Genomic DNA, 24841 nt, shown 5'->3' on the forward strand with positions numbered 1-24841 from the left:
GCGGGGAGGCCTACCGGCCTCCCCGCTTCCATATAGCTACACCTACCGGCTATCACTCAGCCTTGAGGGTAACCCGCGCAAACGACTTCTTGCCCGCCTGGCACACATGCGTCGCACCCAGCGCAAACACAAAATCGCGATCAACCACCGCACCATCAACCTTCACCGCCCCCCCACTCAGCAGATCCCGAGCCTGCGCCGAGTTCTTCACCAGGCCAGCCCGGTTCAGCACGGCAGCAATCGGCAGGCTTTCCGCCGCGGTCACTTCAACCTCCGGCAGGTCTTCCGGCAACTCGCCATCCTTCATGCGGTTGCCTGCTGCACGATGGGCATTGGCCGCAGCCTCTTCGCCATGGAAACGCGCCACGATCTCTTCCGCCAGCTTGATCTTGATGTCGCGCGGGTTGGCACCGCTGGCGACGTCGGCACGGAACTGCCCGATCTCTTCCATCGAGCGGAAGCTCAGCAGCTCGAAGTAACGCCACATCAAGGTATCCGGGATCGACACCAGCTTGCTATACATCACCCCCGGCGCTTCCTGGATACCCACGTAGTTACCCAGCGACTTGGACATCTTCTTCACACCGTCGAGCCCTTCGAGCAACGGCATGGTCACGATGTTCTGCGCTTCCTGGCCATAGGCACGCTGCAACTCGCGCCCCATCAGCAGATTGAACTTCTGGTCGGTACCCCCCAGTTCGACATCGGCCTTCAGCGCCACCGAGTCATAACCCTGCACCAGCGGGTACAGGAATTCATGGATGGCGATCGGCTGGCTGGTGGTGTAGCGCTTGTGGAAGTCATCACGCTCGAGCATGCGCGCCACGGTGTATTGCGAAGCCAGGCGAATGAAGTCAGCCGGGGTCAGCTTGTCCATCCAGGTGGAGTTGAACGCGACCTCGGTCTTGGCCGGGTCGAGGATCTTGAACACCTGCTGCTTATAGGTCTCGGCGTTTTCCAGCACCTGCTCGCGAGTCAGCGGCGGGCGCGTGGCGCTTTTGCCACTCGGGTCGCCGATCATGCCGGTGAAGTCACCGATCAGGAAGATGACCTGGTGCCCCAGGTCCTGGAACTGACGCAGCTTGTTGATCAGCACCGTGTGCCCAAGGTGCAGGTCCGGCGCGGTCGGGTCGAAGCCGGCCTTGATGCGCAGAGGCTGGCCGCGCTTGAGCTTCTCCACCAGTTCCGACTCGACCAGTACTTCTTCCGCACCGCGCTTGATAAGCGCCAGCTGCTCTTCAACCGACTTCATAGACAAACCCGCAAGGCTCAGATTCAGGGGGAGCCAACCATACAAGATCGGCCGTCAATTACAAGTTTCGCAAAGGAATGTGACCCGGGCACAGGCTTGCGGCGTCTACGCGCCCTTGCGTGAAAATGGTTTTGGTTATATTTTATACAGTTATTTCATCTTCATCATGTCATTCATCTTTTCCATTTCACCTTTTTCAAAGTCACCGTGCCCATGACCAACGAACCGCCTAAAGCGCCCCCGCTTTATCCGAAAAGCCATCTGTTGGCCGCCAGCGGCATCGCCGCCCTGCTCAGCCTGGCCCTGCTGGTGTTTCCCTCCAGCGAAGTGGAAGCCAAGAAAACCACCCTCAACCTCGAGCTGGAGAGCCCTGCCGAGCAGTTGAAGGACGAATCCCGCGCTGCGCCCCTGGTACAGGCAGAGAGTGAGCAAGGCTCGCCATTCGCCCAGATCGAGGACGCCGCTGCCGAAACCCAGAACGCCAAGCAGGAAGAACCCCCTGCCGCAGAACCGACGGTTGAAACTGCCAAGGCGCCCAGCCACCGCGAAGTCACTGTGGCCCGTGGCGACACGCTGTCCACCCTGTTCGCCAAGGTCGGCCTGCCGAGCAATGCGGTGCACGACCTGTTGGCCAGCAACAAGCAGGCCAAGCAGTTCAGCCAGCTCAAGCACGGCCAGGTACTGCAGTTCGAACTCGACAAGGACGGCCAGCTGGCCAGCCTGCACAGCAAGGTCAACAATCTTGAAACCATTCGCCTGACCAAGACCGACAAGGGCTATACCTTCAACCGCGAGATCAGCAAGCCGGTCGTGCGTACCGCCTATGCCCATGGGGTGATCAAAAGCTCTCTGTCAGCCTCGGCGCAGCGCGCCGGCTTGTCCCACAGCATGACCATGGACATGGCTCGCGTGCTGGGTTACGACATCGATTTCGCCCAGGACATCCGCCCGGGCGACGAATTCGACGTGGTCTACGAGCAGAAGGTGATGGACGGCAAAGTCGTCGGCACCGGCAATATCCTCTCCGCGCGGTTCACCAACCGCGGCAAGACCTACACCGCCGTGCGCTACACCAACAAGCAGGGCAACACCAGCTACTACACCGCCGACGGCAACAGCCTGCGCAAGGCGTTCATCCGTACCCCGGTGGATTTCGCCCGCATCAGCTCGCGCTTCTCCGCAGGCCGCAAGCACCCGATCCTGAACAAGATCCGCGCACACAAGGGTGTCGACTACGCCGCTCCGCGCGGCACCCCGATCAAGGCAGCCGGAGATGGCCGTATCGAACTGGCCGGGCGCCGTGGCGGTTACGGCAACACCGTGATCATCCAGCACGGCAACCGCTACAAGACGCTGTATGGCCACATGCAAGGCTTCGCCAAGGGCATCAAGACCGGCAGCATGGTCAAGCAAGGCCAGGTCATCGGCTATATCGGCACCACCGGCCTGTCCACCGGCCCGCACCTGCACTACGAGTTCCAGGTCAATGGTGTGCACGTCGACCCGCTGAGCCAGAAAGTGCCAATGGCCGACCCGATCGCCCGAAACGAGCGCCAGCGCTTCCTGCAGCAGAGCCAACCCCTGATCGCCCGCATGGATCAGGAAAAGGCCACCCTGCTCGCGGCGAACAAGCGCTAAGCCCATGGCGCTCTACCTGGGGGTGATGTCCGGCACCAGCCTCGATGGCCTGGACATTGCCTTGATCGAACAAGGCGAGCAGCTCAAACTGCTCGCCACCCACTACCTGCCCATGCCCGGCGACCTGCGCCAGGAACTGCTGGGCCTTTGCAGCAGCGGCCCTGACGAGATCGCCCGCGCTGCACTGGCGGAAAACCGCTGGGCCAGCCTGGCAGGCGAAGGCATCCGCCAATTGCTGGCCAGGCAAGAGCTGCCGGCCGGAGCCATCCGCGCCATTGGCAGCCACGGCCAGACCATCCGCCACGAACCTGCACGCGGCTTTACCGTGCAGATCGGCAACCCGGCGCTGCTCGCCGAGCTTACCGGTATCAGCGTGGTCGCCGACTTCCGCCGCCGCGATGTGGCCGCCGGCGGCCAAGGTGCGCCTCTGGTGCCGGCCTTCCATGAAACCCTGTTCAGCCATCTGGGCCAGCGCCTGGCCATTCTCAATGTGGGCGGCTTCAGCAACCTCAGCCTGATCGAACACGACAAGCCAGTCCACGGCTTCGACTGCGGCCCGGGCAACGTGCTGCTGGATGCCTGGATCGAACGCAAGCGCGGCCAGGCCTACGATGCGGATGGGGCCTGGGCTGCCTCGGGCGTGGTGCAAGCCGACTTGCTCAACGCACTGCTGGCCGACCCGTTCTTCGCTGGCATCGGCCCGAAGAGCACCGGCCGCGAAGTATTCAACCTGCCCTGGCTGGAAGGTCACCTGGCCCGCCTGCCCGCTTACCGCGACGAGGACGTACAGGCAACATTGCTGGAACTGACCGCACGTAGCATCATCGACTCGTTGAGCAACGCCCAGCAAGGCACCGAAGCGCTGCTGGTCTGCGGTGGCGGTGCGCGCAACGGCGCCCTGATGGCACGCCTTGGCCAGTTGCTGCCCGACGCCCGTGTCGCCAGCACCGGCGCCCATGGCGTGGACCCGGACTGGGTCGAAGCAATGGCCTTCGCCTGGCTGGCCCACTGCTGCCTGGAAGGCATCGCTGCCAATCGCCCTAGCGTGACAGCGGCCAAGGGCCTGCGCGTACTCGGCGCAATCTACCCGGCTTGAACGTTACGCCAGAAAGCAAAACGCCGCGCAATTGCGCGGCGTTTTCGTATGGCCAGGCCTCAGATCGAGAACGAGGAGCCGCAGCCACAGGTGGTGGCAGCGTTCGGGTTCTTGATCACGAAACGCGAGCCTTCCAGGCCTTCCTGGTAATCCACCTCAGCGCCGGCCAGGTACTGGAAGCTCATCGGGTCGACCACAAGGGAAACACCTTCGCGCTCGACGATGGTGTCGTCTTCGGCCACGTCCTCATCGAAGGTGAAGCCATACTGGAAGCCCGAGCAGCCGCCACCGGTGACGAACACGCGCAGCTTCAGACGATCGTTGCCTTCCTCGGAAACCAGGTTCTTCACCTTTTGCGCAGCGCCGTGGGTGAATTCCAAAGCGGTGGGGGTGAAGGTTTCGACGCTCATGTTGATTCTCCCGGCGTGGTAGCCGCCATAAAACTCGATGACGCGCATTATCCGCTTTCCCGAGAAAATCGGTCAAGAATTGTGCGGCTTTAGTCGCGACCTACAAAAAGGCCCGCACGACGCGGGCCTTTTCGAACGCTGGCGGCTTACGGCAGCAGGCCGGCGTGTGACAAGCCCATGCGCTCGTCCAGGCCGAACAGGATGTTGAGGTTCTGCACCGCCTGGCCGGACGCGCCCTTGACCAGGTTGTCGATCACCGACAGCACCACCACCAGGTCACCACCTTGCGGGCGATGAACGGCAATGCGGCAGACGTTGGCGCCGCGCACACTGCGGGTTTCCGGGTGGCTGCCAGCCGGCATCACGTCGACGAACGGTTCATTGGCGTAACGCTTCTCGAACAGCGCCTGCAGGTCGACCGAGGTGTCGGCGACGGTAGCGTACAGGGTGGCGTGAATGCCACGGATCATTGGCGTCAGGTGCGGGACGAAAGTCAGGCCGATATTCTTGCCAGCGGCCAGGCGAAGACCTTGGCTGATTTCCGGCAGGTGGCGATGGCCCTTCACTGCGTAGGCTTTCATGCTTTCGCCGGCTTCGCAGAACAGCGAGCCCACCGCCGCACCACGGCCAGCGCCGCTGACACCCGACTTGCAGTCGGCGATCAGGCGCGACGGGTCGGCCAGGCCAGCTTCCAGCAGCGGCAGGAAGCCCAGTTGGGTGGCGGTCGGATAGCAACCTGGCACAGCGATCAGGCGTGCCTGGCGGATCTTCTCACGGTTGACTTCAGGCAGGCCGTAAACCGCGTCCTTGAGCAACTCCGGTGCGCCGTGCGGCTGGCCGTACCACTTGCCCCATTCGGCGGCGTCCTGCAAACGGAAGTCGGCCGACAGGTCGATCACCTTGGTACCCGCCGCCAGCAGTTCGCCGGCCAGCGCATGGGCAACGCCGTGCGGCGTGGCGAAGAACACCACGTCACAGGCCGCCAGGGTCTTGCTGTCGGGCACGCTGAACGCCAGCCCGTCATAGTGGCCGCGCAGGTTCGGGTACATGTCCGCCACCGCCACGCCCGCCTCGGAGCGCGAAGTGATGACCGCCACTTCGGCCTGTGGATGCTGTGCCAGCAGACGCAACAGTTCGACGCCGGTGTAACCCGTGCCGCCGACGATACCGACCTTGATCATAACGCTTGCCCCTTATCAACGAGCCGTCTGGAAAGCGCACGATAATAGGGGCGCAAGGCGCCTGTAACAACTCTTCGGATGACCCTTCGGGCGCTTGACCACTACTATCTGACGACCGTGAATACCTGAAGGAACTCCCCCATGCTTTACCTATGGATCAAAGCGCTGCACATCGTCAGCGTGGTCTGCTGGTTCGCCGGCCTGTTCTACCTGCCGCGGCTGTTCGTCTACCACGCCCAGAGCGAGGACAGCATCAGCCAGGAACGTTTCGTGACCATGGAGCGCAAGCTGTTCCGCGGCATCATGAATCCGGCAATGATCGCCACCTATGTGTTCGGCGCGTGGATGCTGTACCTCACCCCCGGCTGGCTCAGCCAAGGCTGGCTGCATGCCAAGCTGACCCTGGTCATTCTGCTGACCGTCTACCATCACATGTGCGGCGCGCAGCGCAAACGCTTCGCCAGCGGCAGCAATACCCGCAGCCACGTCTACTATCGCTGGTTCAACGAAGTGCCCGTGCTGTTCCTGCTGGGTATCGTGATTCTGGTGGTGGTCAAACCGTTCTGACAGAGCCACCCGTTGAAGGAGCCTTGCCATGTCGCTACCTGCCTCCCTCGAACAAAGCCTGCGCCTGCCCCTGGTTGCCGCACCGATGTTCCTGATCTCCAACCCCAGGCTGGTACTTGCCTGCTGCTCCAGCGGCGTGGTCGGCAGCTTCCCGGCCCTGAACCAGCGCGACAGCGCCGGCTTCAAGGCCTGGCTGGAGGAAATCGAGGCAGGCCTGGCACAGTTGCAGGCGCCAGCACCCTATGCCGTCAACCTGATCGTCCACCCGACCAACCCGCGCCTGCAGGCCGACCTGGGCTTGTGCGTGGAACATCGCGTACCGATCGTCATCACCAGCCTCGGCGCGGTGAAGGAAGTGGTCGATGCCGTGCATGGCTACGGCGGCTTGGTGTTCCACGATGTCACTACCCGCCGCCATGCCGAGAAAGCCGCCGAAGCTGGTGTCGATGGCCTGATCGCCGTCGCCGCAGGTGCAGGCGGCCATGCTGGCACCTGGAGCCCGTTCGCCCTGGTCGCAGAGATTCGCCAGTTCTTCGACAAGACCCTGCTGCTGGCCGGCTGCCTCAACCACGGCCACGAGATCCTCGCCGCGCAAATGCTGGGGGCGGACCTTGCGTACATGGGTACCCGCTTCATTGCCACTGCAGAAAGCCAGGCCTCGGGTGCCTACAAGCAGATGTTGCTCGATTCCCATGCCACCGATATCATCCATACCCCGGCGGTGTCCGGCGTCCCTGCCAGCTTCCTGCGCCCGAGCCTGGAGCAAGCTGGCTACGACATGGATGCCCTCAAGGGCGGCCATGAGCAAGGCAAGCTCAAGCCGATCGACGACGAAGCCAAGGCCTGGAAGACCGTATGGTCGGCGGGCCAGGGGGTCGGCAGTATCGACGACCTGCCCAACGCCAGCACGCTGATCAAACGCCTGCATGACGAGTACCGGGACGCCCTGGAGCGCTGCCAGGCGCTGCGCGCCCGTACCTTGTAGCAAAAGGCAACACCTTGATCGGCCAAGCTGTACACTAGGCGCCCTCTTCAGCCCGCAGGAGCCTTGCATGACCCGTTACGCCATGATCACTGGTGCTTCCAGCGGCCTGGGCCTGGCCCTGGCGGAAGCCCTGGCGCGGCGCGGGCGCAACCTGATCCTGGTGGCACGCCAGCGTGAAACGCTGGAGCCGGTGGCCATCGAGCTGACCCAACGCTTCGGTGTCGAGGTGCTATTCCGCGCCTGCGATCTCAGCCAACCGTTACGCCTGTCAGGCTTCGTGCTTGAACTGGAGGAAGGCGAGCGACGTATCGACCTGCTGGTCAATTGTGCCGGCCTGCGTAGCTACGGCCCATTCCTGGCTCATGAATGGGCCGACGAGCAGGACCTGCTGGAAGTCAATGTGCTGGCGCTGAGCCGCCTGTGCCATGCCATCGGCAACCTGATGGCCGTACAGGGCGGCGGACAAATCCTCAATGTGGCCGGCCTGGCCGGCGTGGCGCCTGGCCCCTGGATGGCCGCCTATGCCGCCAGCAAGGCCTATGTATTGAGCTTCTCGCAGGCCCTGCGCGAAGAACTCAAGCGTACCGGCATCAAAGTCTCGGTGCTGTGCCCCGGCCCGGTGCGCTCTGCGCATCGGCGCATCCCACGGCTCGATGGCAAGCCACGCTGCCTCAGCCCGGAGGAAGTCGCGCTGTACACCGTGCGCGCGCTGGACAAGAACCGCGCGCTGATCATGCCCGGCCGACGCAACCGCTGGCTGGCTTTCGCCCCGCGCCTGCTGCCCCGCTGGCTGGTACGCAAGCTGGCCGGCGTCATCCATCGCCGCTACTGCCCGCTCGGCATGGAATAGCCACTGGGCGAGTGGCGCCCGGCTGAGTACACTCGGCCCGACCCTCACCATGGAGCAAGTGCTGTGGACGATTTATTCCTCAAAATCATCAACCGGGAAATCCCGGCGGATATCATCTACGAAGATGACCAGATCCTGGCCTTCAAAGACATTGCACCGGCGGCCCCCGTACATTTTCTGGTCATCCCGAAAAAGCACATCCGTACGCTCAACGACCTGACCGAAGAGGACAAGGCGCTGGCCGGCCACATCCTGTTCACCGCCCAGCGCCTGGCCGTCGAGCAAGGCTGCGAGGAAGGTTTCCGCGTGGTCATGAACTGCAACCCGAAAGGCGGCCAGACCGTGTACCACATCCACATGCACGTCCTTGGCCAACGCCAGATGCACTGGCCACCGGGCTGATCCACGGCAAGCCACCCTGCCACTATTGCGGTAAACTGTCGGGCACATTCTTGCGGAGGTGCCCGATGGCTACCGAACGTCACTACTCGCCGCTTGACCGCTTGTTGCTGCAGGCCGATACCGCCATGCGTACCTTGCTGCCCTTCAGCGGCCAACCCGCCCGTCCCTCGCCGGCCATCATCCAGCCGGACGTCGACCTGGACGAACAGCAGGCCCGCCACGTTGCCGGGCTGATGCGCATCAACCACACCGGTGAAGTCTGTGCCCAGGCGCTGTACCAGGGCCAGGCCCTGACCGCCAAGCTGCCTGAAGTGCGCAAGGCCATGGAACACGCCGCCGAGGAAGAAGTGGACCACCTGGCCTGGTGCGAACAGCGTATCCGCCAGCTGAACAGCCACCCCAGCGTGCTCAACCCGCTGTTCTACGGCATGTCGTTCGGCATCGGCGCACTCGCCGGCCTGGTCAGCGACAAGGTCAGCCTGGGCTTCGTCGCTGCCACCGAGCATCAGGTGTGCAAGCACCTCGACGAGCACCTGGAACAGATCCCGCAGGAAGACGAAAAGTCCCGGGCCATCCTTGAACAGATGCGCATCGATGAGGAACAGCACGCCGATTCCGCATTGGAAGCCGGTGGTTATCGTTTCCCCGCCCCAGTCCGCTTTGGCATGAGCCTGTTGGCCAAGGTCATGACCAAGAGCACTTACCGTATCTGAAGGCATTACCATGACGGACCGTTTCGACGCCAAGGACCTGGCGCGCGCCGTGCACGCCGGCATTCTCCAGCCAGGCCAGGACCAGGCCCTTGTGGCCTTCCTGCGCCAGCAGCCGGCACCACGCGGTAGCTTCCAGCTGGCCCATGTTGCCTTCTACTTCGGCGCCATGCTGATCATGGCGGCCATGGGCTGGCTGCTTACCGAAGCCTGGATGAGTATTGGCGACGGGGCACTGCTGGCCATGGCCAGCCTCTATATCCTCCTGCTCACGCTGTCCGCCCTTAACCTGCAACAGCGCGCCCAGCCCGTCGCGGCCGGGGTTCTGGCAGCGGTCGCGGTCAGCATCGTGCCGCTGGCGGTATTCGCCATCGAACGCCTGGCCGGCTGGTGGCCACTGGACGATGCGCAGGCAAACTATCACCAGTACTACACCTATGTGCAGGGCGGCTGGCTGGCAATGGAAGCGGCCACGGTACTTGCCGGGCTGCTGATGCTGAGGCTGATCCCCTACCCGTTCATCGTCATGCCGATGGCCGTGGCCTTGTGGTTCATGTCGATGGACCTGAGCGAGTGGTTCTTCGGCTCCCCGTTCAGCTGGGAGCAACGCCGCGAGGTGTCCTTGTGGTTCGGGCTGGGCTTGCTGATGGTGTTTCTCGTGGTCGATGGGCGCACACGCGAGGACTATGCACATTGGGGCTATCTGGCCGGCCTGGCGGCTTTCTGGGGCGGGATGACGCTGACGGACAGCGGCAGCGAGCTGGGCAAGGCCATGTACTGCCTGATCAATATCGCGCTCATGGGCATGGCGGTACTGCTGCGCCGGCCGGTGTTCATGGTATTCGGTGCACTGGGGGTAGCGGCTTACCTGGGCTACCTGTCGTATGAAGTGTTTGCCGAGTCGCTGCTGTTCCCGGTGGTAGTGACCTTGATCGGGCTCGGAGTTATCGGGCTGGGCCTGGCTTACCAGAAACGGCGGGAGCGAATGAGCCAGCTGATGCGGGGTTGGCTGCCTGGGTGGGTGCGGGCGGCATTGCCTGCGCTTCGCAGCTGACATTGCCGGGGGCTGCTGCGCAGCAGCCCCGACAATCGTTGCCTTAACCGAGCTCTACGATTTCATATCCGTGGCTAATCTCGACGCCGGCACGCTCCAGCATGATCGAAGCCGAGCAGTACTTCTCAGCCGACAACTCCACCGCACGCTTGACCTGCGCCTCTTTCAGCCCGCGCCCTTTCACCACGAAGTTCATATGGATCCTGGTGAACACCTTCGGGTCTTCGCTTGCCCGCTCGGCCTCGAGGAACGCCTCGCAGCTTTCCACTGCCTGCCGCGATTTCTTCAGAATGCTCACCACGTCGAAGCTGCTGCAGCCACCCAAGCCCAGCAACAGCATCTCCATCGGTCGCACACCCAGGTTGCGGCCGCCGGCCTCGGGCGGGCCGTCCATCACGACGACGTGGCCGCTCCCCGATTCGCCGAGGAACATTGCCTCACCGGCCCACTGGATACGTGCCTTCATCTACCCGGACTCCTGATTTTCGAAAAAGGGTGTCAGCTTAGACCTTGTATGGCTGTGGGAAAAGTACGAGTCCTGTCGGTTTAATACCGAAACATTCTGTAGTGTCTGATAAGCTGGCGCCAATTGACTGGCGCTTGTCGCCAGCTACCCCTTTGAAAAAGCCAATGCGTCGCATCGAACAGGATTTCGTGATGGTTGCCTCTGCCTTACCCGCCAAGATAAAGAACATCGACAGACTGCTGGTGCACTGCCAGCGCCGCCGCTATACCGCCAAAAGCAATATCATCTGCGCCGGCGACCGGGCCGAAACACTGTCATTCATCATCAGAGGGTCGGTCACCATCCTCATCGAGGACGACGAAGGCCATGAAATGATCATTGCCTACCTTAATAGCGGCGATTTCTTTGGCGAACTGGGTTTGTTCGAGCCTGCCGGCAGCGAGCAGCACCGCAGTGCCTGGGTGCGTGCTAAAACCGAATGCGAAGTGGCCGAAATCGGCTACGAAAAATTTCGCGAATTGGCGCGTCAGGACCCGGAAATTCTCTACGCCCTGGGCAGCCAGATGGCCCAACGCCTGCGCAACACCACACGTAAGGTAGGCGACCTGGCGTTCTTCGATGTCACCGGGCGTGTTGCCCGTTGCCTGCTCGACCTGTGCAAGCAACCTGACGCCATGACTCACCCCGACGGCATGCAGATAAAGATCACCCGTCAGGAGATCGGCCGTATCGTCGGTTGCTCGCGGGAAATGGTCGGCCGCGTCCTCAAGGACCTCGAGGAGCGCAGCCTGGTGCAGGTCAAAGGCAAGACCATGGTGGTCTACGGCACGCGCTAATCGCTGGGCAAGTCAGCCAGGACTTTGGCATAAGCCTGCGACAGGCGCTCGAACCAGGGCGCCTCAGGCGCCACTTCGTGCAAGGCGATGTGTGCGTCGGCACGGCAACGCTGGTCCAGTTCGCAGCACTCATTGAAGCGGTTGACCGCTGCCACCATCGACTCGCGCTCGTTGTCCAGCAGCAATGCGCCATGCACCAGCACGACCGGGCGCTTGCCGCCCAGCCCCTGGCGCCAGCGTTGTGCGGTGCCCACCAGTTTGCGGCCATTGAGGTTGACGTTGTAGCGGCCATCGCAGAAAGCCCCGTCAATCTCGCCCACCGATGCCACTCCGCCCCACTCGCGCAGCACCTCACACAACGGCAGGCACAGGCGCTCGTATGCGTTTTCAATACGGCCATGGTCGCCTTCGCTGCGTGGGGCGACGTAGACCAGTGCAACGTTTACGGTCGCATGCGACTGCGGCACAGGCTCGCCGCCAGTTTCGCGCAACAGCACCGGCCAGCCGGCAATGGCCAGTTCCGCACAGGCGGCCTCGAAATTGTCCAGACGGCTCATGCGCCGCGGCATGACCAAAGCGTGGTCGGTAGGGCGCCAGAACAGTACGCCACTATCGCGTTCGCCGCGGCACACAGCGGCCAGCAACTCCTGTTCGGCGTACAGCCCTTGTTCGACGGTCAGGGCCAGGGGTTGATCGATCATTGATCCACCTTCGATGTTGTTTTTCAGGGCCTCTTTGCGGGCGAGCCCGCGAAGAGGCCATTACAGGCATACAAAAAAGCCGGCATTGACGCCGGCTTCATTTCGATCAGTCCAGTTGCTGAACAGTTTTCTTCACCTGTTCTGGGAAAAACAACCGCTGCAGCTCGAGCCCAGGCTGTTCGGCACGCATGAATGCCTCTCCCACCAGGAACGAATAGACCTCGTTGATTTCCATCAGCTCCACATCGGCGCGGTTCAGGATGCCGCTCTCGGTAATAGCCAGGCGATCACGCGGAATGCGCGGCAGCAGGTCAAGGGTGGTTTCCAGGCTGACTTCGAAGGTGTGCAGGTTGCGGTTATTCACCCCCACCAGCGGCGTATCCAGGGTTTTCAGCGCGCGCTCCAGCTCATCGCCGTCGTGCACTTCCACCAGCACATCAAGGCCGACATCCTTGGCTGTGGCCGCCAGCTCGGCCATCTTCACGTCATCCAGTGCTGCCACGATCAGCAGCACGCAGTCTGCGCCCAAGGCCCGGGCTTCGACGATCTGGTACGGGTCGACCATGAAATCCTTGCGGATCACCGGCAGCGAAACTGCCGCGCGGGCCTGCTGCAAGTACGCATCGGCACCCTGGAAATAATCTACGTCGGTCAGCACCGACAGGCAGGTCGCCCCGCCTTTCTCGTAGCTGACGGCGATTTCCGCCGGCACGAAATGCTCGCGGATCACACCCTTGCTCGGCGAGGCCTTCTTGATTTCGGCAATCACTGCCGGCTGCTTGCGTCCGGCCTGCTCGATCAAGGCCTTGGCAAAGCCACGCGGGGCGTCGGCAACCTTGGCCAGGGCTTCCAGTTCAGCCAGACTGACGCGCGCACTGCGCTCGGCCACTTCCTGGAACTTGCGGGCAATGATCCTCTCCAGCACCGTCGGCACACTCATGCTTCGTTCTCCACCTTGAATACTGCAGTAAAGGCACCCAGCTCCTGCAGCTTCTCCCAGGCCAGCCCGGTGTGCAGTACGTCGTGGGCCAGTTCCACACCGGCCTTCAGGCTCATGGCATGGTCAGCGGCATACAGCGCTGCGCCAGCATTGAGCACGATCATCTCGGCGGCCTTCTGGCCGTTTTCAGTCTTGCGCCGCCCCAGCGCATCGCGGATCAGTTCCAGCGACGCCTGCGGGTTCTCGACTGCCAGGCCATGCAGGCTCTGGCTCTTCATGCCAAGGTCTTCCGGCTCGACCCAGTATTCCGTGATCTCGCCATTCCTCAGTTCGGCAACGAAGGTGGGGGCGGCCAGGCTGAATTCATCCAGGCCATCCTTCGAGTGCACCACCAGTACATGCTTGCTACCCAGGCGCTGCAGCACCTCGGCCAACGGGCGGCACAGGGCCTGGGTGAACACCCCGACTACCTGATGCTTCACTCCGGCCGGATTCGTAAGCGGCCCGAGCATGTTGAACAGGGTACGCAGCCCCAGGTCACGACGCGGGCCGGCGGCATGCTTCATGGCACTGTGGTGGCTTTGTGCGAACATGAAACCAATGCCCAGGCTGTCGATACAGCGGGCCACCTGGATGGGGGTGAGGTTGAGATAGATGCCAGCCGCTTCCAGCAGGTCGGCACTGCCGCTCTTGCCCGAAACGGCGCGGTTGCCGTGCTTGGCCACGGTGCAGCCTGCCGCCGCCAGAACGAACGACGAAGCGGTGGACACGTTGAAGATGTTGGCACCATCGCCGCCGGTGCCGACGATATCGACCACGCCATCGAGGTTCTGCAGCTCGACCTTGTCGGCCAGCTCGCGCATCACCGACACCGCGCCGACGATTTCGTCGATGCTTTCGCTTTTCATGCGCATGCCCATCAGGAAGGCACCGATCTGCGCTTCGCTGCACTGGCCGGTCATGATCTGGCGCATGACGTCACGCATTTCTTCAGTGGACAAGTCCAGGTGGCCGACGATACGGCTCAACGCGCTCTTGATATCCATGATCGATCCTTAGCGGCGGCCGCCGGTCTGCTTGAGGAAGTTGGCGAACAGCTCATGGCCCTGTTCGGTGAGGATCGATTCAGGGTGGAACTGCACCCCTTCGATATTCAGGGTCTTGTGGCGCAGGCCCATGATTTCGTCGACCGAGCCATCGGCATGGGCGGTCCAGGCGGTGACTTCCAGGCAGTCAGGCAAGGTTTCGCGCTTGACCACGAGGGAATGGTAGCGGGTCACGGTCAACGGGTTGTTGAGGCCAGAGAACACGCCCAGATCACGGTGGTGGACCGGGCTGGTCTTGCCATGCATCACCTGACGGGCACGCACCACGTCACCGCCAAAGGCCTGGCCGATGGACTGGTGGCCCAGGCACACGCCGAGGATCGGCAGCTTGCCGGCAAAGTGCAGGATGGCCTCGATGGACACGCCCGCCTCGCTTGGCGTGCACGGCCCAGGGGAAACGACGATGCGCTCCGGGTTCAGGGCTTCGATTTGGGCGATGGTCATTTCGTCGTTGCGAATGACCTTGACCTCGGCACCCAGCTCGCCAAGGTACTGAACGACGTTGTAAGTGAATGAGTCGTAATTGTCGATCATCAGTAACATCGGGTTAAACCTCTTGAATCTACTGACTTCAGAATTCGAACCTTCCTGCACCAGCCAACAGGCGTGGCTTTGCCATTAGGGGGTGGTAGACAGGAGGGCAAACAGGGGCGGGCCGGGCGGGCCGGCAGGAGATAAAGTCAGGCGCGCCAACGCCAACGGGCATGGGCCTTGATTACGCGCATCAAGAGTTTGCTGACGATCAACACAGGATAGGTCTCGCTCATACGTCACGGCACAGTAGCCTACCGGGGCGGCGGGCGCAATACGCCCGTAAACATGGGGAAACGAATGCCCTTGGGAGGGACGCAATGCAATTTGCTAAGGTCGATCGGGCTGTCTAACAAAAAAAAGGATGTTCCCTGATGCGGAAAGCTTCGTTCGTACGTTTTACCGTCGCCTCATTGGCGCTGGCCTGCAGCCAGGCTTTCGCTGCACCCTTGCCCTATTCATCCATGATCGTGTTTGGCGATAGCCTGAGCGATTCCGGGCAGTTTGGTGGTATACGTTTTACCAACCGCGATGCCAACGGCAACTATGCGCCCGTGTCACCCATGATCCTGGGTGGACGACTGGGCCTGAGCCCGGAAGAACTGGGCCCCTCCACCTCACCGGTCAACCCGGCCCTCGGACTGCCCGACGGCAACAACTGGGCGGTGGGCGGCTACACCACCCAACAGATCCTGGATTCGATCACCACCACGTCCGAAACCGTCATCCCGCCAGGGCTCCCCGGCGGCGGGCTGGTTCTGCGTGAAAAACCGGGCTACCTGGCCAATGGCCTGCGCGCCGATCCCAACGCGCTGTACTACCTGAATGGCGGCGGCAATGACTTCCTGCAAGGCTTGATCAACAGCCCCGCCGACGCGGTGGCCGCCGGTGCTCGCCTGGCCGCCAGCGCCCAGGCCCTGCAACAAGGTGGCGCCCGCTACATCATGGTCTGGTTGCTGCCCGACCTCGGCCAGACTCCGAACTTCAGCGGCACGCCACAGCAAAACCCGCTGTCGCAGCTGTCTGGCGCGTTCAACCAGTCTCTGCTAGGCCAGCTGGGGCAGATCGATGCGCAAATCATTCCACTCAACATCCCCGTGCTGTTGAGCGAAGCGTTGGCCGCCCCAAGCCAGTATGGCCTGGCCAGTGGCCAGAACCTGGTCGGCACCTGCTACAGCGGTGAAGGCTGCGTGGAAAATCCGGTGTATGGCATCAATGGCAGCACACCAGACCCAACCAAGCTCCTGTTCAACGACGCGGTGCATCCGACTATCGCCGGCCAGCAATTGATTGCCGATTACGCCTATTCGATCCTCGCCGCCCCCTGGGAACTGACCCTGCTACCGGAAATGGCCCACGCCAGCCTGCGCGCCCACCAGGACGAATTGCGCAACCAGTGGCAGACCCCTTGGCAGGCCGCTGGCCAATGGCAGGCCTTCGTCTCCAGCGGCGCCCAGGACCTGGACTTCGATGGCCAGCGCAGCGCGGCCAGCGGTGATGGTCGCGGCTACAACCTGACCCTGGGTGGCAGCTATCGCCTGAATGACGCCTGGCGCCTGGGCCTGGCCGGAGGCGTGTACCGGCAGAAGCTGGAAGCCGGCGCACAGGACTCGGACTACAAGCTGGACAGCTACCTTGCCAGCGCCTTCGCCCAATACCGCCAGGACCGCTGGTGGGCCGACGCGGCGCTGACCGCCGGGCACCTGGACTACAGCGACCTCAAGCGCACCTTCGCCCTTGGCGTGAACGACCGCAGCGAAAAGGGCGACACCAATGGCGAGGCCTGGGCGATGTCGGGGCGACTGGGCTACAACCTCGCAGCCGAGAGCAGCAGCTGGCAGCTGGCGCCGTTCATCAGCGCCGACTATGCGCGGGTGAAGGTGGATGGCTATGACGAGAAGAGCGGGCGCTCGACGGCGCTGGGCTTCGATGACCAGGAACGTACATCACGCCGTTTGGGCGTGGGTTTGCTGGGCAGTGTGCAGGTGCTGCCGAGTACCCGGCTGTTCGCCGAGGTGGCGCAGGAGCATGAGTTCGAGGATGACCAGCAGGATGTGACGATGCACCTGACCAGCCTGCCGGCGAATGACTTCACCCTGACCGGATATACGCCGCACAGCGACCTGACCCGGGCGAGCCTGGGGGTGAGCCATGAAATGGTGGCGGGGGTGCATTTGCGCGGCAACTATAACTGGCGCAAGAGTGATGAATTGACGCAGCAGGGGGTGAGTTTGGGCGTCAGCGTCGACTTTTGAATTGATGGGGCCGCTTTACGGCCCTTCGCGGGCTCGCCCGCTGCCACAGGTATTGCACAGGCCTTGCAGCATGTGATTTCCCTGTGGGAGCGGGCATGCCCGCGAAGGGCTGCAACGCAGCCCCGATCAACTTATTTGGCCGAAGTCTGCTCAGCCAACGCCACCGCGCGGAACATCGCCCGACGCTTGTTGATGGTTTCTTCCCACTCCAGCGCCGGCACCGAGTCGGCAACGATGCCGCCCCCGGCCTGCACATGCAGCTCACCGTCCTTGATTACCGCGGTACGGATGGCAATGGCGGTATCCATGTTGCCGTTCCAGGCGAAGTAACCGACCGCTCCACCGTAGACCCCACGCTTGACGGGCTCCAGTTCGTCGATGATCTCCATCGCGCGAATCTTCGGCGCACCGGAAAGCGTACCGGCCGGCAGGATCGCCCGCAGTGCATCCATCGCCGTCAACCCTTCACGCAGTTGGCCAGTGACGTTGGACACGATGTGCATCACATTGGAATAGCGTTCGATCACCATCTTCTCGGTCAGGCGCACGCTGCCGGTGGAGGACACACGGCCGACATCGTTGCGGCCCAGGTCGATCAGCATCAAGTGCTCGGCGACCTCCTTGTCATCCGACAGCAGATCGTCTTCCAGCGCACGGTCGGCCTCCTCGGTCGCACCACGCGGGCGGGTACCGGCAATCGGGCGAACGGTGACCAGGTTATCCTCGACCCGCACCAGCACTTCGGGCGAACTGCCGACTACGTGGAAGTCGCCAAAGTTGAAGAAATACATGTACGGCGTGGGGTTGAAGCAACGCAGCGCGCGATAGAGATCGATGGGCGCGGCCTTGAAGTCGATCGACATGCGCTGCGACGGCACCACCTGCATGCAGTCGCCGGCCAGGATGTATTCCTTGATTCGGCCAACGGCGTTCTCGTAGTCCTCGCGGGTGTAGCTGGAGCGAAATGCCGGCTCGGCGGCCTGCGGGCCGCTCAGGTCCAGGCCACGGCGTGGCGTGATCGGCTGGCGCAGCGTTTCCAGCAGCCCTTGCAGACGCGCCTGGCCGCGTTCGAATGCCTGTTCTTCAGCCGGGTCGACCAGCACGATGGCGTGCATCTTGCCCGCCAGATTATCGAATACCACCACCGCGTCCGACACCATCAACAGGATATCCGGCACACCCAACGGGTCTGGGTTGGGGCTGGCTCCCAGGCGTTTTTCCACATAGCGCACGCAGTCGTAGCCGAAGTAGCCGACCAGGCCGCCGTTGAAGCGCGGCAGGCCAGGGATGTCGGCGACCTTGTAACGGTCCTTGAAGGTCTCGACGAAAGCCAGCGGGTCTTCGACGTCGTGGCTTTCCACCTCCACGCCATCCTGCAGAATGCTGACGTGGTAGCCGTGCACACGCATCACCGTGCGCGACGGCAAGCCGATCATCGAGTAACGGCCCCACTTCTCGCCGCCCTGCACCGATTCGAGCAGGTACGAGTTCGGCTGGTCGGCCAGTTTCAGGTAGATCGACAGCGGCGTGTCGAAGTCGGCCAGGGTTTCGCAGGCCAGGGGAATGCGGTTGTAGCCGGCAGCGGCCAGGCGCAGGAATTCTTCGCGGGTCATGGGTAGCCTCGTGGCAAGCAGCAATAGGTCAGGCAAACGGACGGGCCGGCACGCGCCGGCAGGCAGAAGTCAGGCGCGCCAACGCCAACGGGCCAGGGCCTTGATGACTTTCATCCAGAACTTGCCAGTAACCGCCACGGTGGACTCTCTGTCTTGTGAGGCTTGAAGGTCCGCCAACGTTATCCCAGTGGCCAGGTCCGCGCAACCAGGCAGCAGTGCACGCAGGTCATCGATCACCAGGCTGGGGAATTCGTCGTGGATCGGCCGGCCATGGTTATAGCCGTAGCTCAGGCCCACGCACTGCACGCCAGCCGCCTTGGCGGCCAGCACGTCACTGCGCGAATCACCGACGAACAGCGACTGCTGCGGGGTAACGCCGGCCATCTGCATGACAAACAGCAGCGCCGCCGGGTCAGGCTTTTTCTGTGGCAGTGTGTCGCCGCCGATGATCCAGCGGAAGTATTTGCCGATCTTCATATGGTCCAGCAGCGGGCCGACGAAGCGCTCGGGCTTGTTGGTGATCAGCGCCATCTCCACGCCCTGCTTGTGAAGCCAGCGCAGGGTGTCCTGCACACCGGGGTAGACCACGGTCAGTTCGTGACTTTCGGCATAGGCCTCCATGAACAGTGCCAGCGCCTTTTCGGCCAACGCGTCGTCCACGCCGGCGTGCTCGATGTCACCGGCCAGCGCCCGGCGCACCAGCACCTGGGCACCGTTACCCACCCAGTGGCGCACCGCCGCAAGGCCGGCGGGCGGGCGCCCCAGTTCGAGCAGCATGCGGTCCACGGCGGCAGCCAGGTCTGGCACGGAGTCGATCAGGGTACCGTCCAGATCGAACATCACCAACCTGGGCAGCGTCCCCGGGAACAGCTGCTCGAAGCCGCTCATGGGCGCGCCTGGGCCAGTTCGGCGCGCATCCTGGCGATGACTTCCTGGTAGTCCGGGGCATTGAAGATCGCCGAACCGGCCACGAAGGTGTCGGCGCCAGCGGCAGCGATCTCGCGGATGTTGTTGACGTTGACGCCACCGTCGATTTCCAGGCGGATATCACGGCCACTGGCATCGATCAGCGCACGCGCCTCGCGCAGCTTGTCGAGGGTGCCGGGGATGAACTTTTGCCCGCCAAAGCCCGGGTTGACGCTCATAAGCAGCACCATGTCGATCTTGTCCATCACGTACTTCAGGGCATCCAGGCTGGTGGCCGGGTTGAACACCAGGCCGGCCTTGCAGCCGCCGTCCTTGATCAGTTGCAGGGAGCGGTCGATGTGCTGCGTGGCTTCCGGATGGAAAGTGATGTAGGTGGCGCCGGCGTCGATGAAGTCACCAATGATGCGGTCGACCGGGCTGACCATCAGGTGCACATCGATCGGGGCGGTGACGCCATACTTGCGCAGGGCGCTGCAGACCATCGGACCAATGGTCAGGTTGGGGACGTAGTGGTTGTCCATGACATCGAAGTGGACGATGTCGGCACCCGCCGCCAATACCTTGTCGACGTCCTCGCCCAGGCGGGCGAAATCGGCGGAGAGAATGGAGGGGGCAATAGCGTAGGGCTGCATGGCGCACCTGTTGGCAGAATCACGTTGGCGCGCATTGTAACCCAGGCAAGCGGACGAGGGCTGATTGGTATCAATTGGTGTCCGGACACAGGGGGGGCGCTTTGCGCCCCAGTAGCGATACAAGGCCACCCCTGCAAAGGATCACGGTCTTTTGCAGGAGCGGTCTGCTGTCGCAGTCAGCCAGGCTGCTGGGTTCTCAACTTCTCGCTGCGCCCGCGCAACCATTCCAGGGTCAGCAGCAGTATCACCGAGAAGGCGATCAACAAGGTGGCCGCCGCGGCAATGGTCGGGCTCAGGTTCTCGCGGATGCCACTGAACATCTGCCGTGGCAGGGTCGCCTGTTCCGGGCCGGCGAGGAACAGTGTTACCACCACCTCGTCGAACGAGGTGGCAAAGGCGAACAACGCCCCGGAGATGACCCCGGGCGCGATCAGCGGCAGGGTCACCCGGCGGAAGGTCAGCAGCGGCGAGGCACCGAGGCTGGCCGCCGCGCGCACCAGGTTGTAGTTGAAGCCTTGCAGGGTCGCCGACACGGTAATGATGACGAACGGCACGCCCAGCACCGCATGCACCAGGATCAGCGAAGTGAAGCTGTTGCCCATGCCAAGCGGGGCGAAGAACAGGTAGCTGGCCACACCGATGATCACCACCGGCACCACCATTGGCGAAATCACCAATGCCATGACCAGCGACTTGCCCGGGAAGTCGCCGCGGGTGAGGCCGATCGCCGCCAGGGTGCCGAACACCATGGCCAGTACCGTGGCCGCCGGGGCGACGATGATGCTGTTCTTCAAGGCGCGCATCCACTCGGCCGAGCCGAAGAAGTCCTGGTACCAGTGCAGCGAGAAGCCCTGCAACGGGTACACCAGGAAGCTGCCACTGTTGAACGACAGCGGCACGATCACCAGCACTGGCAGAATGAGGAACAGCAGGACCAGACCGCAAAGAATACGCAGGCTGTAGAACCACACCCGCTCCACGGGCGACATGTAAGGGCTCAGCATGACAAGGCTCCTCAGCTCAGGCGCAGGCGGCTGGCACCGACCAGCCAGCTATAGATCAGGTACAACAGCACGGTCGCCAGCAGCAACAGCCCGCCCAGCGCGGTGGCCATGCCCCAGTTGATGCTGGTGTTGGTGTAGAAGGCGACGAAGTAGCTGACCATCTGGTCGTTCGGGCTGCCCAGCAACGCCGGAGTGATGTAGTAGCCGATGGCCAGAATGAACACCAGCAGGCAACCCGCGCCAACACCGGCGTAGGTCTGCGGGAAGTACACCCGCCAGAAACTGGCGAACGGGTGGCAGCCCAGCGAGATCGCCGCGCGCATGTAGCTGGGCGAAATGCCCTTCATCACGCTGTACAGCGGCAGGATCATGAACGGCAGCAGGATGTGCACCATCGAGATGTATACGCCGGTGCGGTTGAACACCAGTTCCAGCGGCTGGTCGATGATGCCCATGGCCATCAGCGCGCTGTTGATCAGGCCGCCTGACTGCAGCAGCACGATCCACGCGGCCACACGCACCAGGATCGAAGTCCAGAACGGCAGCAGCACGAGGATCATCAGCAGGTTGCTCTGCCGGGTCGGCAGGTTGGCCAACAGGTAGGCCAACGGGTAGGCCAGCACCAGGCAGATGGCGGTAATCACCACACCCATCCACAGGGTGCGGGCGAAGATGTCCAGGTAGATGGCCTGGTCAGGGGTGGCCTTGGCCAGTTCGCCAAGGTCGTCGATACGATGGTCGAGCGAAGCCAGCAGGTAGAATGAGGTCACCGTGCTGGTGTTGCGGCGGATTGCCTGCCAGTAGGCCGGGTCCCCCCAACGCTCGTCGAGCGCCTGCAAGGCATCCTTATAGGAAGCGGGTTCGCTCTTGAATGGCAGCGCCCGCGCAGTCTTGGCCAACAGGCTGCGATAGCCGGCCAGCTCCATGTTCAGGCGCTTGGACAGGTCGCCCAAGGTCTGGTTCTTGCGCGATTCGGCCAGGTCCTGGCTCAGCGCCTTGTACACGTCCTCGCCCGGCAGGCTCTTGCCGTCCCACTGGGTGATGACGTCCACAGTACGTGGCAGGCCGCCAACCACTTCCGGGTTGCCGACGCTCTTGTACAGCAATGCCGCGATCGGCACCAGGAACACCAGCAGGAGGAACAGCGCCAGCGGCGCGATCAACGCCTGCGCCTTCCAGCGGTTGACCCGCTCGGCGTGCTTGAGGCGCTGCTTGAGACTTGGACCTGCGCCTTCGTTGAGGGGCACTGCAATGGCCATGGCGAACTCCGCAATACAGGCTGAAATAGGGGCCGCCATGCGGCCCCACACACCGGGCTGTTACTTCTTCGCCGCCCAGGCGTTGAAGCGTTGCTCCAGTTGCTCGCTGTTGTCGGCCCAGAAGGCCACGTCGATCTGCACCTGGTTGGCAATGTTCTCAGGCGTGGTCGGCATGTCTTTCTTCACCTCGTCCGACAGCAGGCTCACGGCTTTCGAGTTGGCCGGGCCATAGGCGATGTTCTCGGAGTAGGTCTTCTGCTGCTCGGGCTTCACGCTGAAAGCGATGAACTGCTTCGCCTGCTCGACATCCTTGGCCCCTTTCGGGATGGCCCAGGCGTCGAAGTCGTAGATACCGCCGTTCCACACCACCTTGAGGTTGCTCTCCTTCTGCACCGCGGCGATGCGGCCGTTGTAGGCCGAGCTCATGACCACGTCACCCGAGGCCAGGTACTGCGGCGGCTGGGCGCCGGCTTCCCACCACTGGATGCTTGGCTTGAGTTCGTCGAGCTTCTTGAAGGCGCGGTCCACGCCCTCTTTGGTGCCCAGCACCTGGTACACGTCCTTCGGTGCCACACCGTCGGCCATCAGGGCGAATTCAAGGGTGTACTTGGCGCCCTTGCGCAGGCCGCGTTTGCCCGGGAATTTCTTGGTGTCCCAGAAATCTGCCCAGCTGGTAGGTGCGGTCTTGAGCTTGTCGGCGTTATAGGCCAGCACCGTGGACCACACGAAGAAGCCTACGCCGCAAGGCTGGATGGCGCCTGGCACATAGTCGGCCTCGTTGCCGAACAGCGCCGGGTCGAGCTCTTCGAACATGCCCTCGTCACAACCGCGGGCCAGTTCTGGCGACTCCACCTCCACCAGGTTCCACGACACGCTCTTGGTATCGACCATGGCTTTGACCTTGGCCATCTCGCCGTTGTACTCGCCAGCGACGATCTTGCCCTTGCCGGCCTTCTCCCATGGCTCATAGAACGCCTTGACCTGGGCCGCCTTGTTGGCACCGCCGAAGGACACCACGGTCAGGTCTGCGGCCATGGCCTGGCCAGCGGCGAACAGCCCCAGGGCCAGGGCGGTCAGTTTCAACTGCTTGCGCATTATTATTCTCTCCACAGTACAGGGTTGGTGAAGCAATCCATCAATGGGCTTCGGCAATCGGATCGAGCGCGCGGGCGTGCTCCACCTCCCAGCCCAGGGGTACTACATCGCCCACGGCCAGGGCCGGGTCGAGCTCGGCAATGGGCTGCTTCACGAAGAAGTCGCCCTTGCCGCAAACTTCCAGGCGCACCCGTACGTGGTCGCCCAGGTAGATGAATTCGGCCACCCGCCCCGAGAAGCGGTTCACGCAGCGCTCGCTGTGGCCGTTAAGGCGCACACGCTCCGGGCGGATCGACAGGGTCACCGGCTCACCGGCCTGGCCGACATTCACCGCCAGCGCCTCGACCCGCTCGCCACGCGCCAGCTGCACCTGGCAGCGCTTGCCATCGCTGGCCAGCAAGGTGCCATTGATGCGGTTGTTCTCGCCGATGAAGTTGGCGACGAAGGTGTTGCGGGGCTCTTCGTACAAGGTGCGCGGGTCGGCAATCTGCTGGATCTCGCCCTGGTGGAACACCGCCACGCGGTCAGACATGGTCAGCGCTTCGCCCTGGTCGTGGGTCACGTACACCACGGTCACGCCCAGGCGCTGGTGGATGTGCTTGATTTCCATCTGCATGTGCTCACGCAGCTGCTTGTCGAGGGCACCCAGCGGTTCGTCCATCAATACCAGTTGCGGCTCGAACACCAAGGCACGGGCCAGGGCCACGCGCTGCTGCTGGCCGCCGGACAGCTGGCCTGGGTAGCGCTTGGCGAAGGCGTCGAGCTGGACCATGTTCAGCACGCGCTTGACCCGTTCGCTGATGTCGGTCTTGCTCAGGTTGCGCACGGTCAAAGGGAAAGCCAGGTTCTCGGCCACGGTCATGTGCGGGAACAGCGCGTAGTTCTGGAACACCATGCCGATGTCGCGCTTGTGCGGTGGCACGTTGTTGATCGAACGCCCGGCCAGCTGGATTTCACCGGCGGTTGGGGTTTCGAAGCCGGCCAGCATCATCAGGCTGGTGGTCTTGCCCGAGCCGGACGGGCCGAGCAGGGTAAGGAACTCGCCCTTGCGGATATCCAGGTTGAGGTCTTTGACGATCAGCGACTCGCCGTCGTAGCTCTTCTGCACACCACGGAAGCTGACCAGCGTTTCGCTGGTTGCAGCGTTCGACTTCGCCTCGCTCATGCCTGCACCTTCTTGTTGGATGACTGCTTAGGCAAAAGATTAGAGAAGGCGCATGCGCCCGGAAATCGGGGGTGCTGAGAGAATGCCATCATCCGGTTGGAAGATTTGTTGTAGGGATTCCCCTACAAGGATGACGCGTTCAGGACAAAAACCATTCATTAGCAGG

The 24841-nt window shown here is 62.8% G+C and carries 25 protein-coding genes; 10 read left to right on the top strand and 15 right to left on the bottom strand.

The window, feature by feature from the left end:
• Positions 1–52: 52 nt before the first annotated feature.
• Positions 53–1252: a tyrosine--tRNA ligase gene (gene tyrS / locus HU760_RS22950; protein WP_186675064.1), complete on the bottom strand. Its 1200-nt coding sequence runs from the start codon at positions 1250–1252 to the stop codon at positions 53–55.
• Positions 1253–1465: 213 nt separating this feature from the next.
• Between tyrS and HU760_RS22955 the strand changes: the two genes are divergently transcribed.
• Complete coding sequence (locus HU760_RS22955) at positions 1466–2890, top strand: peptidoglycan DD-metalloendopeptidase family protein (protein WP_186675063.1); 1425 nt, start codon at positions 1466–1468, stop codon at positions 2888–2890.
• 4 nt (positions 2891–2894) lie between these two features.
• Positions 2895–3986: an anhydro-N-acetylmuramic acid kinase gene (locus tag HU760_RS22960; protein ID WP_186675062.1), complete on the top strand. Its 1092-nt coding sequence runs from the start codon at positions 2895–2897 to the stop codon at positions 3984–3986.
• A gap of 59 nt (positions 3987–4045) precedes the next feature.
• On the opposite strand, the gene erpA is transcribed toward HU760_RS22960, so the two are convergent.
• Positions 4046–4396, bottom strand: coding sequence for an iron-sulfur cluster insertion protein ErpA (erpA, locus tag HU760_RS22965; RefSeq protein ID WP_015268740.1), 351 nt, complete (start codon positions 4394–4396; stop codon positions 4046–4048).
• Positions 4397–4542: 146 nt separating this feature from the next.
• Positions 4543–5577: an N-acetyl-gamma-glutamyl-phosphate reductase gene (gene argC, locus HU760_RS22970; protein WP_186675061.1), complete on the bottom strand. Its 1035-nt coding sequence runs from the start codon at positions 5575–5577 to the stop codon at positions 4543–4545.
• A 141-nt stretch (positions 5578–5718) separates the two neighbouring features.
• On the opposite strand from argC, the gene hemJ reads away from it, so the two are divergent.
• From hemJ to HU760_RS23000, 6 genes are all read left to right on the top strand, one after another.
• The gene (gene hemJ, locus HU760_RS22975) at positions 5719–6144 is read left to right on the top strand and encodes a protoporphyrinogen oxidase HemJ (RefSeq protein ID WP_186675060.1); all 426 of its coding nucleotides are present in this window, start codon (positions 5719–5721) and stop codon (positions 6142–6144) included.
• A gap of 28 nt (positions 6145–6172) precedes the next feature.
• Complete coding sequence (locus HU760_RS22980) at positions 6173–7129, top strand: NAD(P)H-dependent flavin oxidoreductase (RefSeq protein WP_186675059.1); 957 nt, start codon at positions 6173–6175, stop codon at positions 7127–7129.
• A gap of 67 nt (positions 7130–7196) precedes the next feature.
• On the top strand, positions 7197–7979 hold the full coding sequence (locus HU760_RS22985; RefSeq protein WP_186675058.1) for an SDR family NAD(P)-dependent oxidoreductase: 783 nt from the start codon (positions 7197–7199) through the stop codon (positions 7977–7979).
• Between the two features lie 63 nt (positions 7980–8042).
• Positions 8043–8381 carry a histidine triad nucleotide-binding protein gene (locus HU760_RS22990; RefSeq protein WP_011531867.1) on the top strand — a complete coding sequence of 113 codons (339 nt, stop codon included), beginning with the start codon at positions 8043–8045 and terminating at the stop codon, positions 8379–8381.
• 65 nt (positions 8382–8446) lie between these two features.
• A complete protein-coding gene (gene coq7 / locus HU760_RS22995; RefSeq protein WP_186675057.1) occupies positions 8447–9094 on the top strand; it encodes a 2-polyprenyl-3-methyl-6-methoxy-1,4-benzoquinone monooxygenase in 648 nt (215 codons plus the stop codon).
• 10 nt (positions 9095–9104) lie between these two features.
• The gene (locus tag HU760_RS23000) at positions 9105–10145 is read left to right on the top strand and encodes a DUF2157 domain-containing protein (protein ID WP_186675056.1); all 1041 of its coding nucleotides are present in this window, start codon (positions 9105–9107) and stop codon (positions 10143–10145) included.
• A 43-nt stretch (positions 10146–10188) separates the two neighbouring features.
• Here HU760_RS23000 and HU760_RS23005 read toward each other — a convergent pair whose 3' ends face one another.
• Positions 10189–10611 (bottom strand): OsmC family protein, encoded by a 423-nt coding sequence (locus tag HU760_RS23005; protein ID WP_186675055.1) that lies wholly within the window; start codon positions 10609–10611, stop codon positions 10189–10191.
• 191 nt (positions 10612–10802) lie between these two features.
• Here HU760_RS23005 and crp point away from each other — a divergent pair, with 191 nt between their 5' ends.
• Entirely contained in the window at positions 10803–11447 is a 645-nt protein-coding gene (gene crp, locus HU760_RS23010) for a cAMP-activated global transcriptional regulator CRP (protein WP_186675054.1), read from the top strand.
• Here the strand turns inward: crp and HU760_RS23015 are convergent.
• The 4 genes from HU760_RS23015 to HU760_RS23030 all read right to left on the bottom strand — a co-directional run bounded on the left by HU760_RS23015 (position 11444) and on the right by HU760_RS23030 (position 14737).
• Positions 11444–12148: a lipoate--protein ligase family protein gene (locus HU760_RS23015; RefSeq protein ID WP_186675053.1), complete on the bottom strand. Its 705-nt coding sequence runs from the start codon at positions 12146–12148 to the stop codon at positions 11444–11446. The genes crp and HU760_RS23015 overlap by 4 nt on opposite strands.
• 106 nt (positions 12149–12254) lie before the next feature.
• On the bottom strand, positions 12255–13088 hold the full coding sequence (trpC, locus tag HU760_RS23020) for an indole-3-glycerol phosphate synthase TrpC (protein ID WP_186675052.1): 834 nt from the start codon (positions 13086–13088) through the stop codon (positions 12255–12257).
• Positions 13085–14134: an anthranilate phosphoribosyltransferase gene (trpD, locus tag HU760_RS23025; RefSeq protein WP_186675051.1), complete on the bottom strand. Its 1050-nt coding sequence runs from the start codon at positions 14132–14134 to the stop codon at positions 13085–13087. Before trpD ends, trpC begins: the two co-directional genes overlap by 4 nt.
• A 9-nt stretch (positions 14135–14143) precedes the next feature.
• Positions 14144–14737 (bottom strand): aminodeoxychorismate/anthranilate synthase component II, encoded by a 594-nt coding sequence (locus HU760_RS23030; RefSeq protein WP_186675050.1) that lies wholly within the window; start codon positions 14735–14737, stop codon positions 14144–14146.
• Between the two features lie 362 nt (positions 14738–15099).
• Here HU760_RS23030 and estP point away from each other — a divergent pair, with 362 nt between their 5' ends.
• A complete protein-coding gene (estP, locus tag HU760_RS23035) occupies positions 15100–16980 on the top strand; it encodes an esterase EstP (RefSeq protein WP_186675049.1) in 1881 nt (626 codons plus the stop codon).
• A gap of 131 nt (positions 16981–17111) precedes the next feature.
• Here the strand turns inward: estP and trpE are convergent, their stop codons facing one another.
• The 7 genes from trpE to HU760_RS23070 all read right to left on the bottom strand — a co-directional run bounded on the left by trpE (position 17112) and on the right by HU760_RS23070 (position 24675).
• Positions 17112–18593, bottom strand: a complete 1482-nt coding sequence (gene trpE / locus HU760_RS23040; protein WP_186675048.1) for an anthranilate synthase component I — start codon at positions 18591–18593, stop codon at positions 17112–17114.
• Positions 18594–18662: 69 nt separating this feature from the next.
• Positions 18663–19481 carry a phosphoglycolate phosphatase gene (locus HU760_RS23045; protein ID WP_186675047.1) on the bottom strand — a complete coding sequence of 273 codons (819 nt, stop codon included), beginning with the start codon at positions 19479–19481 and terminating at the stop codon, positions 18663–18665.
• A complete protein-coding gene (gene rpe, locus HU760_RS23050; RefSeq protein ID WP_186675046.1) occupies positions 19478–20152 on the bottom strand; it encodes a ribulose-phosphate 3-epimerase in 675 nt (224 codons plus the stop codon). The genes HU760_RS23045 and rpe overlap by 4 nt, the downstream gene beginning before the upstream one ends.
• A 176-nt stretch (positions 20153–20328) precedes the next feature.
• A complete protein-coding gene (locus HU760_RS23055) occupies positions 20329–21156 on the bottom strand; it encodes an ABC transporter permease (RefSeq protein ID WP_186675045.1) in 828 nt (275 codons plus the stop codon).
• Between the two features lie 11 nt (positions 21157–21167).
• Positions 21168–22415 carry an ABC transporter permease gene (locus HU760_RS23060; RefSeq protein WP_170027963.1) on the bottom strand — a complete coding sequence of 416 codons (1248 nt, stop codon included), beginning with the start codon at positions 22413–22415 and terminating at the stop codon, positions 21168–21170.
• Positions 22416–22475: 60 nt separating this feature from the next.
• A complete protein-coding gene (locus tag HU760_RS23065) occupies positions 22476–23510 on the bottom strand; it encodes an ABC transporter substrate-binding protein (RefSeq protein WP_186675044.1) in 1035 nt (344 codons plus the stop codon).
• 40 nt (positions 23511–23550) lie between these two features.
• Entirely contained in the window at positions 23551–24675 is a 1125-nt protein-coding gene (locus HU760_RS23070; protein ID WP_186675043.1) for an ABC transporter ATP-binding protein, read from the bottom strand.
• Positions 24676–24841: the final 166 nt, after the last annotated feature.

The organism is Pseudomonas oryzicola, assembly GCF_014269185.2.
Lineage (GTDB): Bacteria > Pseudomonadota > Gammaproteobacteria > Pseudomonadales > Pseudomonadaceae > Aquipseudomonas > Aquipseudomonas oryzicola.

What these genes read in the sequence shown, in the direction of transcription:
- tyrS (WP_186675064.1), bottom strand. Translation starts at nt 1,252, where the DNA reads ATGAAGTCGGTTGAAGAGCAGCTGGCGCTTATCAAGCGCGGTGCGGAA.
- HU760_RS22955 (WP_186675063.1), top strand. Translation starts at nt 1,466, where the DNA reads ATGACCAACGAACCGCCTAAAGCGCCCCCGCTTTATCCGAAAAGCCAT.
- HU760_RS22960 (WP_186675062.1), top strand. Translation starts at nt 2,895, where the DNA reads ATGGCGCTCTACCTGGGGGTGATGTCCGGCACCAGCCTCGATGGCCTG.
- erpA (WP_015268740.1), bottom strand. Translation starts at nt 4,396, where the DNA reads ATGAGCGTCGAAACCTTCACCCCCACCGCTTTGGAATTCACCCACGGC.
- argC (WP_186675061.1), bottom strand. Translation starts at nt 5,577, where the DNA reads ATGATCAAGGTCGGTATCGTCGGCGGCACGGGTTACACCGGCGTCGAA.
- hemJ (WP_186675060.1), top strand. Translation starts at nt 5,719, where the DNA reads ATGCTTTACCTATGGATCAAAGCGCTGCACATCGTCAGCGTGGTCTGC.
- HU760_RS22980 (WP_186675059.1), top strand. Translation starts at nt 6,173, where the DNA reads ATGTCGCTACCTGCCTCCCTCGAACAAAGCCTGCGCCTGCCCCTGGTT.
- HU760_RS22985 (WP_186675058.1), top strand. Translation starts at nt 7,197, where the DNA reads ATGACCCGTTACGCCATGATCACTGGTGCTTCCAGCGGCCTGGGCCTG.
- coq7 (WP_186675057.1), top strand. Translation starts at nt 8,447, where the DNA reads ATGGCTACCGAACGTCACTACTCGCCGCTTGACCGCTTGTTGCTGCAG.
- HU760_RS23000 (WP_186675056.1), top strand. Translation starts at nt 9,105, where the DNA reads ATGACGGACCGTTTCGACGCCAAGGACCTGGCGCGCGCCGTGCACGCC.
- HU760_RS23005 (WP_186675055.1), bottom strand. Translation starts at nt 10,611, where the DNA reads ATGAAGGCACGTATCCAGTGGGCCGGTGAGGCAATGTTCCTCGGCGAA.
- crp (WP_186675054.1), top strand. Translation starts at nt 10,803, where the DNA reads ATGGTTGCCTCTGCCTTACCCGCCAAGATAAAGAACATCGACAGACTG.
- HU760_RS23015 (WP_186675053.1), bottom strand. Translation starts at nt 12,148, where the DNA reads ATGATCGATCAACCCCTGGCCCTGACCGTCGAACAAGGGCTGTACGCC.
- trpC (WP_186675052.1), bottom strand. Translation starts at nt 13,088, where the DNA reads ATGAGTGTGCCGACGGTGCTGGAGAGGATCATTGCCCGCAAGTTCCAG.
- trpD (WP_186675051.1), bottom strand. Translation starts at nt 14,134, where the DNA reads ATGGATATCAAGAGCGCGTTGAGCCGTATCGTCGGCCACCTGGACTTG.
- HU760_RS23030 (WP_186675050.1), bottom strand. Translation starts at nt 14,737, where the DNA reads ATGTTACTGATGATCGACAATTACGACTCATTCACTTACAACGTCGTT.
- estP (WP_186675049.1), top strand. Translation starts at nt 15,100, where the DNA reads ATGCGGAAAGCTTCGTTCGTACGTTTTACCGTCGCCTCATTGGCGCTG.
- trpE (WP_186675048.1), bottom strand. Translation starts at nt 18,593, where the DNA reads ATGACCCGCGAAGAATTCCTGCGCCTGGCCGCTGCCGGCTACAACCGC.
- HU760_RS23045 (WP_186675047.1), bottom strand. Translation starts at nt 19,481, where the DNA reads ATGAGCGGCTTCGAGCAGCTGTTCCCGGGGACGCTGCCCAGGTTGGTG.
- rpe (WP_186675046.1), bottom strand. Translation starts at nt 20,152, where the DNA reads ATGCAGCCCTACGCTATTGCCCCCTCCATTCTCTCCGCCGATTTCGCC.
- HU760_RS23055 (WP_186675045.1), bottom strand. Translation starts at nt 21,156, where the DNA reads ATGCTGAGCCCTTACATGTCGCCCGTGGAGCGGGTGTGGTTCTACAGC.
- HU760_RS23060 (WP_170027963.1), bottom strand. Translation starts at nt 22,415, where the DNA reads ATGGCCATTGCAGTGCCCCTCAACGAAGGCGCAGGTCCAAGTCTCAAG.
- HU760_RS23065 (WP_186675044.1), bottom strand. Translation starts at nt 23,510, where the DNA reads ATGCGCAAGCAGTTGAAACTGACCGCCCTGGCCCTGGGGCTGTTCGCC.
- HU760_RS23070 (WP_186675043.1), bottom strand. Translation starts at nt 24,675, where the DNA reads ATGAGCGAGGCGAAGTCGAACGCTGCAACCAGCGAAACGCTGGTCAGC.